This is a genomic window from Delftia sp. ASV31, assembly GCF_016428765.1.
Lineage (GTDB): Bacteria > Pseudomonadota > Gammaproteobacteria > Burkholderiales > Burkholderiaceae_C > Comamonas > Comamonas acidovorans.
Map to the genome: position 1 here is coordinate 62,883 of NZ_JAELTK010000005.1, position 14,377 is coordinate 77,259.

Consider the following 14,377-nt stretch of genomic DNA (forward strand, 5'->3'; position numbering starts at 1 on the left):
GGTAGCGCGCTCTGAGACACCTTCCCATCCACCCCCTGCAGGAACCAGACCATGCCCACCCATACCCGCATCCGCATGTTCAACACCAAGGACACCTATCCCAACCAATCGCTGGACAACGACCTGTGCCAGGCCGTGCGCGCCGGCAACACCGTCTATGTGCGCGGCCAGATCGGCACCGATTTCGAGGGCAACCTGGTCGGCCTGGGCGATCCGCAAAAGCAGGCCGAGCAGGCGATGAAGAACGTCAAGCAGCTGCTGGAGGAAGCGGGCAGCGACCTGTCGCACATCGTCAAGACCACCACCTACATCATCGACCCGCGCTACCGCGAGCCCGTCTACCGGGAAGTGGGCAAGTGGCTCAAGGGCGTGTTTCCCATCTCCACGGGGCTGTGCATCTCGGCCCTGGGGCAGCCGCAGTGGCTGATGGAGATCGACGTGATCGCGGTCATCCCCGATGACTGGCAGCCGCCGGCCAGCGCCTGAACGTCGACCACAGCAATCACTTGGTACAGCCGCATCGGCAGGAGGCAGAAACCATGACTTTTTCGATTGTGGGGCGCTGCGAGCGCACCGGGCAGCTGGGCGTGGCCATCAGCTCGTCCAGCATTGCGGTGGGCGCGCGCTGCCCCTGGGTGCGCGCGGGCGTGGGCGTGGTGTCCACGCAGAACATCACGCTGCCCGCCCTGGGCCCGCGCGTGCTGGACCTGCTGGAGCAGGGCGCCGACCCCCAGGCCGCGCTGCGCCAGGCGCTGGACGACGGCAGCTGGCCCCAGTACCGCCAGGTCACCGTGGTGGACGCGCAGGGCCGCACCGGCGTCTTCAGCGGCAGCCAGGCGCTGGGCATCTTCACCAGCGCCGTGGGGCGGCAGTGCGTGGCGGCCGGCAACCTGCTGGCCAGCGAACGCACCATCGAGGCCATGGTGCCGGCCTTCGAGCGCAGCGCGGTGCTGCCGCTGGCCGAGCGCCTGCTGGCCGCCATGCAGGCCGCCATGGCCGCAGGCGGCGAGGCCGGGCCCGTGCATTCGGCCGCGCTCAAGGTGGCGGGCGAGCACAGCTGGCCCATGGCGGACCTGCGCGTGGACTGGTCGGAGCACGATCCCATCGGCGCGCTGCAAGGCCTCTGGGCCGCCTACGCGCCGCAGATGCAGGACTACCAGACGCGCGCCATCCATCCCACGGCCGCGCCCAGCTACGGAGTGCCGGGCGACGAGTGAGGCGGCCCGCTCATTCGGACGCCGCCGTGCACCTCATGCCTGCTGCGGAAACACCCGCGCGCACAGGAAGTCCACCAGCGCCCGCAGCTTGGGCGAGGGGTGCTTGCTGGCGGGCCACAGCACGTGGAAGACATTGGTGTGCTCCATGCAGTCCGCCAGCACGGGCTGCAGCCGGCCATCGGCCAGCGGCTCGCGGATGGAGAACTCCGGCAGGTAGGCGATGCCCAGGCCCTGCAGCGCAAAGCACAGCCGGGTTTCGATGTTGTTGCAGATCATGGAGGTGGGCAGCTGCAGCTCGGGCGCGCCCGCTGCGCGCCGCAGCACCCAGGGCTCCAGCTTGCCGCTGTGGGGGTAGCGGTAGTGCAGGCAGCTGTGCTGCAGCAGATCCTCGGGCACCCGGGGCGTGCCGCGCTGCGCCAGGTAGCCGGGCGAGGCCACCAGCAGGTAGCGGAAGTCGCCCAGCCGGCGCGCGGACAGGCGTGAGTCGGCGGGTGCGCCCGTGCGCACCACGGCATCGAAGCCTTCCTCGATCACATCGACCAGCTGGTCGGTGAAGTCCAGGTCCAGCTCGATCTCGGGATATGCCCGCATGAACTCGCCCAGCACCGGCAGCACCAGCGAACTGACCAGGGGCAGGCTGACCCGCAGCCGGCCGCGCGGCGCGGTGCTGGCCTGCGACAGCTCCAGCTGCGCGGCCTCGATCTCGGCCAGGATGCGCCGGCTGCGCTCCAGGAACAGCGCCCCCTCGGCCGTCAGCGTGATGCTGCGCGTGCTGCGGTGGAACAGGCGCACGCCCAGCCGGTCCTCCAGCCTTGCCACGCTCTTGCCGACGGCCGATGCCGAGACGCCCAGCAGCCGGCCGGCCGCCACGAAACTGCGGGTCTCGGCGACCTGCACGAACACCATGAAACCGTTCAGGCTGTCCAAACGCCGCTCCTTCATTGCGGACATCCAGTTCCGCGCAAACCGGAAATCTACCCCACTTTTTCTTTAATCGAGGGCTTTCTATCGTCGGAACCCTGTTCATTTGATCCCGGGAATTCCCATGACGATTGCCCTTTCTGCAGCGCCTTCAGCACCTGCGGCGCCCGCTGTGCCCGCTGCGCTGCCTGCGACCCTGTCGTCCTCGCCCCTGTCCGACCGCATCCAGGCCGTGGTCCGGCAGGCGATTGAGGCGCAGCGCCTGGTCGGCGCCGTGGTGCTGGTGGCGCGTGGCGGCGCGCTGGTCCACCGCCAGGCCGCAGGCTGGGCCGACCGCGAGCGCGGGCTGCCCATGGCCGTGGATGCTGTGTTCCGCCTGGCCTCGGCCAGCAAGCCCATCGTCTCGGCTGCCGCGCTGGTGCTGGTGGCGCGGGGACTGCTGGCGCTGGACGAGGGGGTGGAGCGCTGGCTGCCCCGGTTCCGCCCCCGGCTGGCCGATGGCGGGCCCGCCCGCATCACCGTGCGGCAGCTTCTCAGCCACACGGCGGGGCTGGGCTACCGCTTCTTCGAGGCCGATGCACAAGGCCCCTATGCGCGCGCTGGCGTATCGGACGGCATGGACCGCCAGGCCATCGGACTGGCAGAGAACCTGGAGCGCATCGCCAGCGTGCCGCTGCTGTACGCGCCGGGCACGGCCTGGGGCTACTCGCTGGCCACCGATGTGCTGGGCGCCCTCATTGAACAGGTGCACGGCAGGCCGCTGGACCAGGCCGTGCGCGAGCTGGTGACCGGGCCGCTGGGCATGACCGATACCGGCTTTGCCGTCACCGATGCGCTGGCCGCGCAGCGCGTGGCCACGGCCTATGTCAGCGATGTGCCGCAGCCCCATCCGCTGGCCGAGGGCGAGACCGTGTCGCCCTTCGAGGGGAGCATCGGCATTGCCTTCAGCCCTTCGCGCATCTTTGACGCCCAGGCCTTTGCCTCCGGCGGCGCCGGCATGGCCGGGACGGCAGGCGATTTCCTGCGGCTGCTGGAAGCCCTGCGCCAGGGTGGCAACACCCTGCTGCCCGACGCCCTGGTCGCCGAGATGGCGCGGGACCAGACCGGCGGGCTGGCCCTGCCCAATGCGCCGGGCTTCGGCTTTGGTCTGGGCTTTTCCGTGCTGCGCGATGCGGCGCAGGCGGCATCGCCGGAGTCGGTGGGCACCTGGCGCTGGGGCGGGGCCTACGGGCATTCCTGGTTCGTGGACCGGGCGCAGGAGCTCAGCGTCGTGGCCTTCACCAACACCTTGTACGAGGGCATGTCGGGGCGCTTCGTCAACGATTTGCGCGACGCGGTCTACGGGGTTTGTGAGGTCCAAGGGGCTTCGGGAGCGCCGCAATGACCGGAACACGCCAGGACCGCCTGCCCGTTGCCTCCCTGCTGGCGCTGGCCATGGCGGCCTTCATCACCATATTGACGGAGGCGCTGCCGGCCGGCCTGCTGCCGCAGATGGCCCAGGGCCTGGCCGTGACCGAGGCCTGGGTAGGCCAGACCGTCACCCTCTACGCCATAGGTTCCCTGGTGGCCGCCATACCGCTGACGGCCGCCACGCAGGGTATGCGCCGCCGCCCCCTGCTGCTGGCGGCGATCGCGGGCTTTGTCGTCGCCAACACGGTCACGGCCTTGTCCACGCACTTTGCGCTGACCCTGGTGGCGCGCTTTCTGGCGGGGGTCTCGGCCGGGCTGCTTTGGGCGCTGCTGGCCGGCTACGCGGCACGCATGGTGCCCGGCCATCTCAAGGGCCGCGCCATCGCCATTGCCATGGTGGGCACGCCGCTGGCGCTGTCACTGGGCGTGCCGGCCGGCACCGTGCTGGGCCAACTGGTGGGCTGGCGGCTGTGCTTCGGACTCATGAGCGTGCTGGCGCTGGTGCTCATGGTCTGGGTGCGCGCCCGCCTGCCCGACTTTGCAGGGCAGGCGGCAGGCCGCCACCTGCCGCTGCGGCGCGTGTTCACCCTGGCGGGCGTGCGCCCCGTGCTGTTCGTGGTGCTGGCCTTCGTGCTGGCGCACAACATTCTCTACACCTATATCGCGCCCTTCCTGGCGGAGGCGGGCATGGCCGCGCGCACGGACCTGGTGCTGCTGGTGTTCGGCGCCACCTCCGTGCTGGGCATCTGGATCACCGGCGTGCTGATCGACCGCCACCTGCGCGCGCTCACGCTGGCCAGCATTGCGCTGTTCGCCTTGTCCACGCTGATGCTGGGCGTGGCCGCAGATGCGCCGGCCCTGGTTTATGCGGCGGTGGCCGTCTGGGGCCTGGCCTTTGGCGGCGCCGCCACGCTGCTGCAGACCGCCATTGCCCACACGGCGGGCGAGGCCGCCGACGTGGCGCAGTCCATGCTGGTCACGGCCTGGAACATGGCGATTGCCGGCGGCGGCATCGTGGGCGGCCTGCTGCTGGCGCGCATGGGCGTGGGCGCCTTCACGCCCGTGCTGCTGGCGCTGCTGGGCGCATCGCTGGCCGTGGTGTGGGCGGCCAGGCGGCATGGCTTTCCTGCGGTGTGCAGGTAGGGCAGGGGCAGGGCGCGGCCTGGCCGCTTCAGGGGAACTCAGAGGTGCCAGGCTGTCGCTGAGGCACTTCATTGCGCTGGCCCAGCCAGCCCAGCAACTGCGCCTTGTCCATGGGCCGGGCAACGTGATAGCCCTGTCCCTCCTGGCAGCCCATGGCGCGCAGGGCCTGCCAGGCGCTGGCGTCCTCTATGCCTTCGGCCAGGACCTGCAGGCCGAGCTTGCGGCCCAACTGGGCGATCATTTCGGCGATGCGCGCTTCCTGTGATTCGCCAAGCTGGCGCACGAAGCTGCGGTCGATCTTGATGCGGTCCAGCGGCAGGCGCTCCAGGTAGCTCAGCGAGGAGTAGCCGGTGCCGAAGTCGTCGATGGCAATGGTCACGCCCAGAGAGCGCAGGGCGCTGAGCGTGGCCTGCAGCAGCTGGGTGGGCAGGACCGCGACGGATTCGGTGATCTCCAGCTCCAGCTGCGCGCCCTGCAGGCCGTGCTCTGCCAGGGCGTTGCTCACGGTCTGCAGAAAGCCCGGGTCCTGCAGCTGCACGGTGGAGACATTGACGGCCATGCGCCTGGGGGCGCGGCCGGCGTCCAGCAGTTCGCGCATGGTGCGGCAGGCCGTGGCCAGCACCCATTGGCCCAGCGGCACGATGAGGCCCGAATGCTCGGCCACCGGAATGAAGCGGTCGGGCGGCACGAAGCTGCCGTCCTGCCGGCGCCAGCGCAGCAGGGCCTCCAGGCCGACCAGGGCATGGGTTTCCAGGTCCACCTGGGGCTGGTAGACCAGGAAAAGCTGGGCGCCGTCGATGGCGGCGCGCAGGTCGGACAGCAGCAGGGCGCGGTCTCGCGCCTCCATGCCCATCTGCTCGGAGTACTCCAGCAACTGGCCGCGGTGATCGCGCTTGGCGCGCTTGAGGGCGATGGTGGCGTCCTTGACCAGGTCGGTGCCGGCCTGGCGCTCATGGGGCAGGTACACGTAGCCGCAGGTCAGCGAGACCTTGTGCGGCACGCCGTCCACGGCCAGTGGCTGGCGGGCGCAGTCCAGCAACTGGGCCAGCGCCACCTCGTCGGTGGGGCCCAGGATGCCGAAGGTGTCCGATCCCACGCGCGCCAGCAGCACGCCTGCGGGCAGGGCGCTGGCCAGGCGGCGGGCCATGGCTTCGAGCAGGCGGTCGCCGAAGCGGTGGCCCATCACGTCGTTGGTGGCGCTGAAGTCGTCGATGTCCACCAGGGCCAGCACATGGTCACGCGTGCCGCGCCACACGCATTCGTCCACTTTTTCCACGAAGTGGGCGCGGTTGGGCAGGCAGACCAGCGGGTCGAAGTAGGCGGACTGGTGCAGGCGCTCCAGCAGGCCGCGGTTGTGCAGCAGCGTGCGCAGGTTGGCGCAGAAGACTTCGAGCAGCTGGCGGTCCAGTGCGCTGTGCGAGGCTGGCGCGTCTATGAAGACGGCCATGTCCTGCTCGTCGCCCCGGCCGATGTACAGCGCCACGCCGCGCTGCGCGCCGTAGATGTTGCGCCGCGCCTGCAGCGCCTGGCGCAGCAGGCGCAGCCCGCGCGAGGCCAGCACGGTGGCGATGGGCTGGTCGATGAGCCGGGCGAATGGCCCCGTGGCCGCGAGCACGCGGTAGGGCTCGGCCGGGTGCGTGCCCTCCGAGCAGACCAGGCCTTCGCTGGCCACGCCCAGCAAGGTGGCCAGCTGGGTGATCGCGCCGCGCGCGAAGGCGTGCAGATTGGTTTCCTCCAGCAGCGAGGCGCTGGAGCGCACCATCAGCTCCAGGCTGCGGCGGTTGGCCTCGATGGCGCACAGCTGCTCGTAGGAGCGCACGGCGGTCACCACGATGGCCAGCAGCCGGTCGGGCGTGAGTTCGGTCTTGGTGCGGCAGTCGTTGATGTCGTAGCGCAGCAGGGTTTCCAGATCGGGCGCCTGGCCCGGGCGGCCGGTGCGCAGCACGATGCGGCTGTTGCGCAGGCCGGCCGTGTAGCGGATGAAGTCCACCAGGTCCAGACCGGCGCCCGTGCCATCGGTCACGGCGTCGAGCACCACCACGGCCAGGTCCTGCTCGCTGCGCAGCAGGTTGCGCGCCTGTGTGCCGGAGCGGGCGTAGAGGAACACCAGCGGCCGGCCGAACAGGCTGTGGCCTTCCAGCGCCAGGCGGAAGGCGGCGTGTACGTCGGGGTCGCTGTCCACGATCAGCACCCGCCATTCAGGCCCGGGCACGGGCGATGGCGGGGGCGGCTGCAGAGCCGGCTGCAGGAGGGCGGAAGCAGGGGCGGGCGCCCTGGGCGCCCGTGCGCGCATCACGAAACTCATGCCTCAGCCCTGTCCGCGCCGCTCAGGCCGTGGCATGGTCTGCCGCGCGCACGACCTGGTTGCGCCCGCTGCGCTTGGCGGCGTACAGCGCCTCGTCGGCCAGGCTGTAGGCGTCGTCGAAGCGGCCGCCGCTCGGGCGCCAGCTCACGCCGAAGCTGGCCGTGATGCAGCTGGCGTCGGGCAGGCCGAAGGGATGGGCCTCGATGGCGGCGCGCACCTGCTCGGCCACGCACACGGCGCCGTCGCTGTCGTGCTGGGGCAGCAGCACGGTGAATTCCTCACCGCCCACGCGGCCGATGTGGGCCGTGGCCGGCACGGCGGCCTTGAGGCAGCGCACCACGCCCAGGATCACGCTGTCGCCCACGGGGTGGCCGAAGCTGTCGTTCACGCGCTTGAAGTGGTCTATGTCCAGCACGATCAGGGCCAGCCCCTGCTGGGTGAAGTGGCGGTTCACGCGCTCGATGATGGCCGCGCGGTTGAGCACGCCGGTCAGCGGGTCGTGCGTGGCGCGGTATTCCAGCTCGCCGGCCAGCTCCTGCAGGCGCTGGTTGAGCTGGGTCATCTCCAGCTCGGCCCGGTCGCTGCGGCGCACCAGCCGGCGCGTTTCGCGCAGCAGGCGCTCATAGGCGGTCAGCAGCACGCCCAGGGCCTGGTGGCAGGCCTGGGCGCCGGCTTCTTCGCCCCGGTCGTGGGCGGCGCGGGCCGCCAAAAGGGCCTGGTGCTCGGCATCGAAGAGGTCCGCGGGAGCGGCCACGGTGTCCATCACGCCGCCTTCACGGGGTGGCCGGTGAAGGCGATGGCGGGAAAGTCGTCGCGCAGCTCCTCGCCAAATTCGCAGATGGTGTCGTCTTCCTCGTCGTGGTACCAGTGCAGGGCCACGGGGCGGCCGGCCTCGGCGGCGCCGCTCAGTGCCTCGATCAGGTTGAACAGCATCTTGGTGCTGGAGCTGTTGAAGTAGGCCAGCGCGATGTGCACCTCGATGCGCGCCTGCTGCTGCGCCGGCTGCGGCTGCGCCAGGTAGTCCTTGAGGCGGGCCAGGATGCCGCCGTAGAAGGCGGCGGCGTTCTCGGGATAGGACTCGCCACGCAGGTGCAGCGTGTGCGTGTCGAACTGGAAGTCCACTTCCGGGGAACTGGGAGTCGGTGCGATGTAGAGGTTGTCCATGCGTGATCTCGGTGCGTTGTCCGTGCCTGCGGGCCGGGCCTGTCCAGGCCTGGTGCCGGAGCGACGGCTCAGAGCGTGGCTTTCAGGTAGAAGACGGGCCGGCCGTCCACGGTCTGGGCGGGATCGAAGTCGAACTGCAGCGGCTCGCGCGCATCGCGGGCCAGGGTCAGGAAACCCATGCCCGCGCCCTTGCTGCCTTCGGGCGCGTCATCGCGCAGCGACTGGCGGCAGGCCTTCTTGATCTCGTCCAGCGTCATGCTGCGCAGGGCGTCGAGCTTGGCGCGCAGTGCCTCGCCCATGCCCGGCTCGATGGGGTTGGCGCACAGCAGCACGAAGCTGCCGTCGTCCTCGCGGCGGATGCAGACCGCGCCGTGGCGCAGCTCGCCATCGTCCTGGTGGGGCGGGGTCAGGGCGTCGGCCGAGTAATGGATGATGTTCTGCGCCATCTCGACAAAGGACGAGAACAGCTTGCGCCGCGTGGGGCCGGGCACGCCGGCCACTTCCAGCTGCAGCCGCACGGCCTCGGCCATGGCCGCGACGATGTTCTGCGAGAAGTAGCCCACGTAGTAGAAGATCACCTGGTGCTGGCGCGCCAGGTGGAAGAAGCTGCCGTACTTGTCGGCGATCTGTGCGGAGGGCATGGGAGGCATTCAGGTTCTGAAGCAGAAAAAGGTCAGGTCGTCGCGGCGGTGGTGCTCGCCCTGCCAGGTCTGCAGGGCGGCCAGCAGGGCGCGGTTGATCTCGGCGGGCGTGCGGCCTGCCTGCTCCAGCAGCAGCTCGCGCACGCGCTTCTTGCCGAAGGTGATGCCGCGCGGGCCGCCGACCTGGTCGATCAGGCCGTCGGTGGTGACGAAGACCAGGGTGGCGGCGGGCAGCTCCAGGTCGATGTTGTTCCAGGCGAAGTCGAACTCGCTGTCCACATAGCCCACGCCCTTGCGCTGGCCGTCGAGCACCTCCACCGCCTCGGCGCCGGGGCGCAGCACGAACAGCGCAAGGCGCGCGCCCGCAAAGCGCAGGCGCCGGTGCGCGGGCTCGAACCAGAAGCAGGCCGCGTCCAGCCCGTCGTCGGAGCCGGGCGTGCCATCCTTGCCGTCGAGCTGGCCCAGCATCTGCTTGACGCTGCGGTTCACATGGCCCAGCAGCGCAGCCGGGTCGCGCGGGCCGTGCTCCTTGATGGCCTGGCTCAGGCTGCTGGTGGCGATCAGCGTCATGAAGGCGCCGGGCACGCCGTGGCCCGTGCAATCGGCCACGGTGGCAAACCAGCCATCGCCGTCCTGGCTGAACTGGTAGAAGTCGCCGCCGACCACATCGCGCGGCTCCCAGACCAGGTCGGCGCCGGGGCAGGCGCGGGCCAGGGCCTCGCGCGAGCTGCGCAGCAGCGACTGCTGGATCACGCTGGCGTATTCGATGCTGTGCATGATCTGGCGGTTGCGCGCCACCTGCATGTCCGCCACCGCGCGCATCAGCTGCAGACCGTTGCCCACGCCCGCGAACAGGCCGTCGCGCGTGATGATGAAGCCATCGGTCAGCGCCTTTTCGCCGTACTCCACGGTCTTCACGGTCAGGGTGTCGATGTCGGTGGAGGCATCGACCACCAGCGGCTCCTTGTCCATGAAGGCGATGCAGCTCTTCTTGCCGTACAGCTCCATGCGAAAGGGCTTGCTGAACTGGGACAGGAAGATGCTGCGGTTGATCAGGCCGATGGGGCGGTTGCCCTCCACCACGGGCAGGCTGATCAGGTCCCGGTGGCGCGTGAAGACCTCGAGCACCTTCTCGTTGGTCTCGTCGGCGGTCATGCAGGGAACGGGGGTACACAGGTCCGCAGCGCTGGGTGGGCGGAAACGTGGCCTGGAATCGCTCAGGTAGGCGCGGGACTCATCCATGGAAGGCACATCGCAAAATTGTTAAGGAATGTTACGTTTTCCTTGTTGCAGTTTTGTGACGCGCACGGCCCTGGTTGGCATGCACTTGTCTTGCGCATAACCATGCGCCAAAAGCTTCGTTGTGGCGTGGCAGGGCGGTTCCTAGCATGGGGGCTTCCACCCATGCAAGCACTGAGGAGAGACGCCGTGAACGCTGTCACCGAAGCCAGCCACCTGAGCACCGTGGCCCAAGACCTGGAGCAGGACCGGCAACAGCCGCTGCAGATCCAGCCCCTGTCCGGCCGCATAGGCGCCGTGGTCCACGGCGCCAGGCTGTCGGGCGAGCTGGCGGCCGAACAGTTCACGCAGATCCATGCGGCCCTGCTGCGCCACCGCGTGCTGTTCTTCCGGGGCCAGCACCATCTGACGGATGCATCGCACCAGGCCTTCGGGCGGCTGTTCGGCGAGATCGAATCGCACCCCACCGTGCCTGCCCCGGACGGCACGGCCTTTCTGGAGCTCAATTCCCAGCATGGCGGCCGCGCCGATTCCTGGCATACCGACGTCACCTTCAAGGCGGCCTTTCCCAAGGTCTGCGTGCTGCGCGCCGTCACGCTGCCCGGCCATGGCGGCGACACCGTCTGGGCCAATACCGTGGCCGCCTATGAGGGCCTGCCCGAGCCGCTCAGGCAACTGGCCGAGCAGCTGTGGGCCGTGCATGGCAACGACTACGACTACGCCGAGAACTTCCGCCAGAACGCGGCCAGCCAGACCGAGACCGCAGGCCGCGCCAGCTACCGCAAGGTGTTCACGCGCAAGACCATCGAGTCGGAGCAGCCGCTGGTGCATGTGCACCCCGACACCGGAGAGAAGGCGCTGCTGCTGGGCCACTTCGCCAAGCGCATCAAGGGCCTGCGCGCCAATGAATCGACGGCGCTGCTGCAGCTGTTCAACGAACGCATCATCCGGCTGGAGAACACCGTGCGCTGGCAGTGGGCGCAGGGCGACGTGGCCATCTGGGACAACCGCGCCACGCAGCACTACGCCATCAACGACTACGGCGATGCCCACCGCGTGGTGCGCCGCGTCACCGTGACCGGCACCGTGGCCACCAGCGTGGACGGCCGCCGCAGCGTGGACATCACGGTGCCCGAGCCGCTGGCGGCCTGACTGCCCGTGCTATCGGGCAGCGCGCTGCCTGACCGCGTCTTCGTGCAGCGACTCGCTGAGCTGGTCCACGACGATGGACCAAGACGCATCGGCCTTGAGCTGCTCGGCCAGGAACTGGCGCTGCGCATCGCTCCAGTAGGGCGCATCCACCACATCCACATCGGCGGCCAGCTGGTGCGCGCGGATGAAATCGGCAATGGCCTGGTCACTGGCATCCAGGCCCAGCTGCAGGAAGAGATTGGACATGCGTACGACGGAGTTGTTCATGAAGGCGTGTGGATGTGTGTGGGATGAGAGGGCGCTATCTTCCCCGATTTGACCGGCCCTGCGGCCCGGTTGCGGTCATTCGTTGCGCGGGTAGGTGCAGGCTGACAGCCTGCCGCGCTCCGGGCCAGCGTGCGCGCGGCGACCGCCCCACTAGCATGGGGCCATGAGCATTCCCGCCCCTGATTCCGCATGCCCGCCGACCTGATCGTGGCCCGCCCCGAAGGCCTGTACTGCGCGGCCGGCGACTTCTACATCGACCCCTGGCGGCCCGTGGACCGGGCCGTGATCACGCATGGCCACTCCGACCACGCGCGCGCCGGCCACGCCCATTACCTGGCCCATGACGACAGCGAGGGCGTGATGCGCGCACGGCTGGGCGCGGACATCACGCTGCAGACCCTGCCGTATGGCGAAGCCATTGATCACCACGGCGTGCGCATCTCCCTGCACCCGGCCGGCCATGTGCTCGGATCGGCCCAGGTGCGGCTGGAGCATGGTGGTCAGGTCTGGGTGGCATCGGGCGACTACAAGACCGAGGCCGATGGCACCTGCACCCCCTTCGAGCCCGTGCGCTGCGACACCTTCATCACCGAATCCACCTTCGGCCTGCCCATCTACCGCTGGCCCCGCCAGCCCGAGCTCATGGCCGACATCAACGCCTGGTGGCAGGCCAACGCCGCCCAGGGCCGGCCCTCGGTGCTGCTGTGCTATGCCTTCGGCAAGGCCCAGCGCATCCTGCATGGGGTGGACCGCCGCATCGGCCCCATCGTCGTGCATGGCGCGGTGGAGCCGCTCAATGCCGTGTACCGCGCCGCAGGCGTGGACCTGCCGCCCACGCTGCGCGTCACCGACCCTGGCGTGGATGCACAACTGCTCAAGACCGCCCTGGTGCTGGCGCCGCCTTCGGCGCAGGGCACGCCGTGGATGCGCCGCTTTCCCGGCCATGCCGATGCCTTTGCCAGCGGCTGGATGCAGCTGCGCGGCACGCGCCGTCGCCGTGGCGTGGACCGGGGCTTTGTCATGTCCGACCATGCCGACTGGCCCGGCCTGCAATACGCCATAGGCGCCACGGGCGCCGAGCGTGTCTTCGTCACGCACGGCAGCGTGGCGGTGCTGGTGCGCTGGCTGCGCGAGCAGGGCCTGGATGCGCAAGCCTTCCAGACCGAATACGGTGATGAGGACGAGGCTGCCGCCGCCCAGGCTGCACCGGATGAGGCGCCCGCGCCATGAAGGATTTCGCCGCCCTCTACCGCGCGCTGGACGCCAGCACCGCCAGCCGCGACAAGCAGGCCGCGCTGCAGGCCTATCTGCGCGCCGCCGCGCCTGCCGATGCGGCCTGGGCCGTCTATTTCCTGGCCGGCGGCAAGCCGCGCCAGCTGGTGCCCACCAAGGTCCTGAAGGAGCTGGCGCGCGAGGCTGCCGGCCTGCCCGAATGGCTGTTCGACGAAAGCTACGAGGCCGTGGGCGACCTGGCCGAAACCATTGCGCTGCTGCTGCCGCCACCCGGTGACGCGCACGACCTGGGCCTGGCCGCCTGGGTCACGAACCACCTGCTGCCGCTGCGCGGCATGGCGCCCGAAGCGCTGGCGGACACGCTGCGCATGCAATGGGCGCGGCTGGCGGCCGATGAGCGGCTGGTCTACTTCAAGCTGATCACTGGTGCCTTCCGGGTCGGCGTGTCGCGGCTGCAGGTCACGCAGGCGCTGGCGGCCGTCAGCGGCGTGGATGCCAAGCGCATCGCCCAGCGGCTCATGGGCTACACCCACATCGGCGCGCGGCCCGGGGCGGCCGACTACCTGCGGCTGGTGGCAGGCGAGGAAGAGGGCGATGACGCGCATTCGGGCGAAGCACGCGGCCACCCCTATCCCTTCTTCCTGGCCCATCCGCTGCAGTTGCCGCTGGAGCAGTTCGACGCCGTGCTCGGCCCGCCGTCCCAATGGGTGGTGGAGTGGAAATGGGACGGCATACGCGCCCAGATCGTGCGGCGCGGCAGCGGTGACGCGCTGGGCACCTGGATCTGGTCGCGCGGCGAGGAACTGGTGAGCGAGCGCTTCCCCGAGCTGCAGGCCATGGGCGATGCCTTGCCTGCGGGCACCGTGATCGACGGCGAGATCGTCGTCTGGGCCGCGCAGCAGGGCGAGGCGCCCGCCTATGTGCGCCCCTTTGCCGACCTGCAAAAGCGCATAGGCCGCAAGACCCTGGGCCCCAAGCTGCTGCGCGAGCTGCCCGTGGTGCTGCTGGCCTATGACCTGCTGGAGGAGGGCGGCCAGGACCTGCGCGCGCTGCCCCAGCATGAAAGGCGCGCGCGGCTTGAGCGGCTGGTGGCCTTGGTGGCGCATCCGGCGCTGCTGCCCAGTCCGGTCCTTGCGGGCGATAGCTGGCAGGCCCTGGCCGAACTGCGCGAGCAGGCCCGTTCCCTGGGTGTGGAGGGCATGATGCTCAAGTCCCGCGATGCCGCCTACGGCGTGGGCCGCACCAAGGACAGCGGCGTGTGGTGGAAGTGGAAGATCGATCCGCTGAGCGTGGACGCCGTGCTCATCTACGCACAGCGCGGCCATGGCCGTCGCGCCAGCCTCTACAGCGACTACACCTTTGCCGTCTGGAACGCGCCGCCCGGCACCGAGGGCCGCGCCCTCGTGCCCTTCGCCAAGGCCTATTCGGGCCTGACCGATGCCGAAATGGCGCGCGTGGACGCCGTCATCCGCAAGACCACGGTGGAGAGCTTCGGCCCCGTGCGCAGCGTGCGGCCCACCCTGGTGTTCGAGCTGGGCTTCGAGGGCATTGCGCGCAGCGCACGCCACAAGAGCGGCATTGCCGTGCGCTTTCCGCGCATGCTGCGCTGGCGCGAGGACAAGCCTGTGCAGGAGGCCGACTCCATCGACACGCTGGCCGCCCTGCTGCCGCATTCCGACCCTTGA

General features: G+C 69.9%; 14 protein-coding genes. 7 read left to right on the forward strand and 7 right to left on the reverse strand.

Annotated elements, in window-relative coordinates; genetic code table 11:
* Nucleotides 1-51: 51 nt before the first annotated feature.
* Entirely contained in the window at nucleotides 52-486 is a 435-nt protein-coding gene (locus JHD82_RS03195; RefSeq protein WP_012204875.1) for a RidA family protein, read from the forward strand.
* A gap of 53 nt (nucleotides 487-539) precedes the next feature.
* Nucleotides 540-1,217: a DUF1028 domain-containing protein gene (locus JHD82_RS03200; RefSeq protein ID WP_199135388.1), complete on the forward strand. Its 678-nt coding sequence runs from the start codon at nucleotides 540-542 to the stop codon at nucleotides 1,215-1,217.
* 33 nt (nucleotides 1,218-1,250) lie between these two features.
* Here the strand turns inward: JHD82_RS03200 and JHD82_RS03205 are convergent, their stop codons facing one another.
* Nucleotides 1,251-2,144, reverse strand: coding sequence for a LysR family transcriptional regulator (locus tag JHD82_RS03205; protein ID WP_199135389.1), 894 nt, complete (start codon nucleotides 2,142-2,144; stop codon nucleotides 1,251-1,253).
* Between the two features lie 118 nt (nucleotides 2,145-2,262).
* Here JHD82_RS03205 and JHD82_RS03210 point away from each other — a divergent pair, with 118 nt between their 5' ends.
* A complete protein-coding gene (locus JHD82_RS03210) occupies nucleotides 2,263-3,522 on the forward strand; it encodes a serine hydrolase (protein WP_199135390.1) in 1,260 nt (419 codons plus the stop codon).
* Nucleotides 3,519-4,691: an MFS transporter gene (locus JHD82_RS03215; protein ID WP_199135391.1), complete on the forward strand. Its 1,173-nt coding sequence runs from the start codon at nucleotides 3,519-3,521 to the stop codon at nucleotides 4,689-4,691. Before JHD82_RS03210 ends, JHD82_RS03215 begins: the two co-directional genes overlap by 4 nt.
* A 28-nt stretch (nucleotides 4,692-4,719) precedes the next feature.
* On the opposite strand, the gene JHD82_RS03220 is transcribed toward JHD82_RS03215, so the two are convergent.
* The 5 genes from JHD82_RS03220 to JHD82_RS03240 all read right to left on the reverse strand — a co-directional run bounded on the left by JHD82_RS03220 (nucleotide 4,720) and on the right by JHD82_RS03240 (nucleotide 10,043).
* Nucleotides 4,720-6,996: a bifunctional diguanylate cyclase/phosphodiesterase gene (locus JHD82_RS03220; protein ID WP_199135392.1), complete on the reverse strand. Its 2,277-nt coding sequence runs from the start codon at nucleotides 6,994-6,996 to the stop codon at nucleotides 4,720-4,722.
* 22 nt (nucleotides 6,997-7,018) lie between these two features.
* Nucleotides 7,019-7,759 carry a GGDEF domain-containing protein gene (locus JHD82_RS03225; RefSeq protein ID WP_012204881.1) on the reverse strand — a complete coding sequence of 247 codons (741 nt, stop codon included), beginning with the start codon at nucleotides 7,757-7,759 and terminating at the stop codon, nucleotides 7,019-7,021.
* Nucleotides 7,759-8,160 carry a DUF1987 domain-containing protein gene (locus JHD82_RS03230; RefSeq protein ID WP_012204882.1) on the reverse strand — a complete coding sequence of 134 codons (402 nt, stop codon included), beginning with the start codon at nucleotides 8,158-8,160 and terminating at the stop codon, nucleotides 7,759-7,761. Before JHD82_RS03230 ends, JHD82_RS03225 begins: the two co-directional genes overlap by 1 nt.
* Nucleotides 8,161-8,228: 68 nt before the next feature.
* Complete coding sequence (locus tag JHD82_RS03235; RefSeq protein WP_013802972.1) at nucleotides 8,229-8,801, reverse strand: SiaB family protein kinase; 573 nt, start codon at nucleotides 8,799-8,801, stop codon at nucleotides 8,229-8,231.
* A gap of 9 nt (nucleotides 8,802-8,810) precedes the next feature.
* Nucleotides 8,811-10,043, reverse strand: coding sequence for a SpoIIE family protein phosphatase (locus tag JHD82_RS03240; RefSeq protein ID WP_199135393.1), 1,233 nt, complete (start codon nucleotides 10,041-10,043; stop codon nucleotides 8,811-8,813).
* A 186-nt stretch (nucleotides 10,044-10,229) separates the two neighbouring features.
* On the opposite strand from JHD82_RS03240, the gene JHD82_RS03245 reads away from it, so the two are divergent.
* Nucleotides 10,230-11,192, forward strand: coding sequence for a TauD/TfdA family dioxygenase (locus tag JHD82_RS03245; protein WP_199135394.1), 963 nt, complete (start codon nucleotides 10,230-10,232; stop codon nucleotides 11,190-11,192).
* Between the two features lie 9 nt (nucleotides 11,193-11,201).
* Here JHD82_RS03245 and JHD82_RS03250 read toward each other — a convergent pair whose 3' ends face one another.
* The gene (locus JHD82_RS03250; protein WP_012204886.1) at nucleotides 11,202-11,459 is read right to left on the reverse strand and encodes a DUF2789 domain-containing protein; all 258 of its coding nucleotides are present in this window, start codon (nucleotides 11,457-11,459) and stop codon (nucleotides 11,202-11,204) included.
* 189 nt (nucleotides 11,460-11,648) lie between these two features.
* On the opposite strand from JHD82_RS03250, the gene JHD82_RS03255 reads away from it, so the two are divergent.
* Both JHD82_RS03255 and JHD82_RS03260 read left to right on the forward strand, forming a co-directional pair.
* Nucleotides 11,649-12,689, forward strand: coding sequence for a ligase-associated DNA damage response exonuclease (locus tag JHD82_RS03255; RefSeq protein WP_199135395.1), 1,041 nt, complete (start codon nucleotides 11,649-11,651; stop codon nucleotides 12,687-12,689).
* Nucleotides 12,686-14,377 carry an ATP-dependent DNA ligase gene (locus JHD82_RS03260; RefSeq protein ID WP_199135396.1) on the forward strand — a complete coding sequence of 564 codons (1,692 nt, stop codon included), beginning with the start codon at nucleotides 12,686-12,688 and terminating at the stop codon, nucleotides 14,375-14,377. Before JHD82_RS03255 ends, JHD82_RS03260 begins: the two co-directional genes overlap by 4 nt.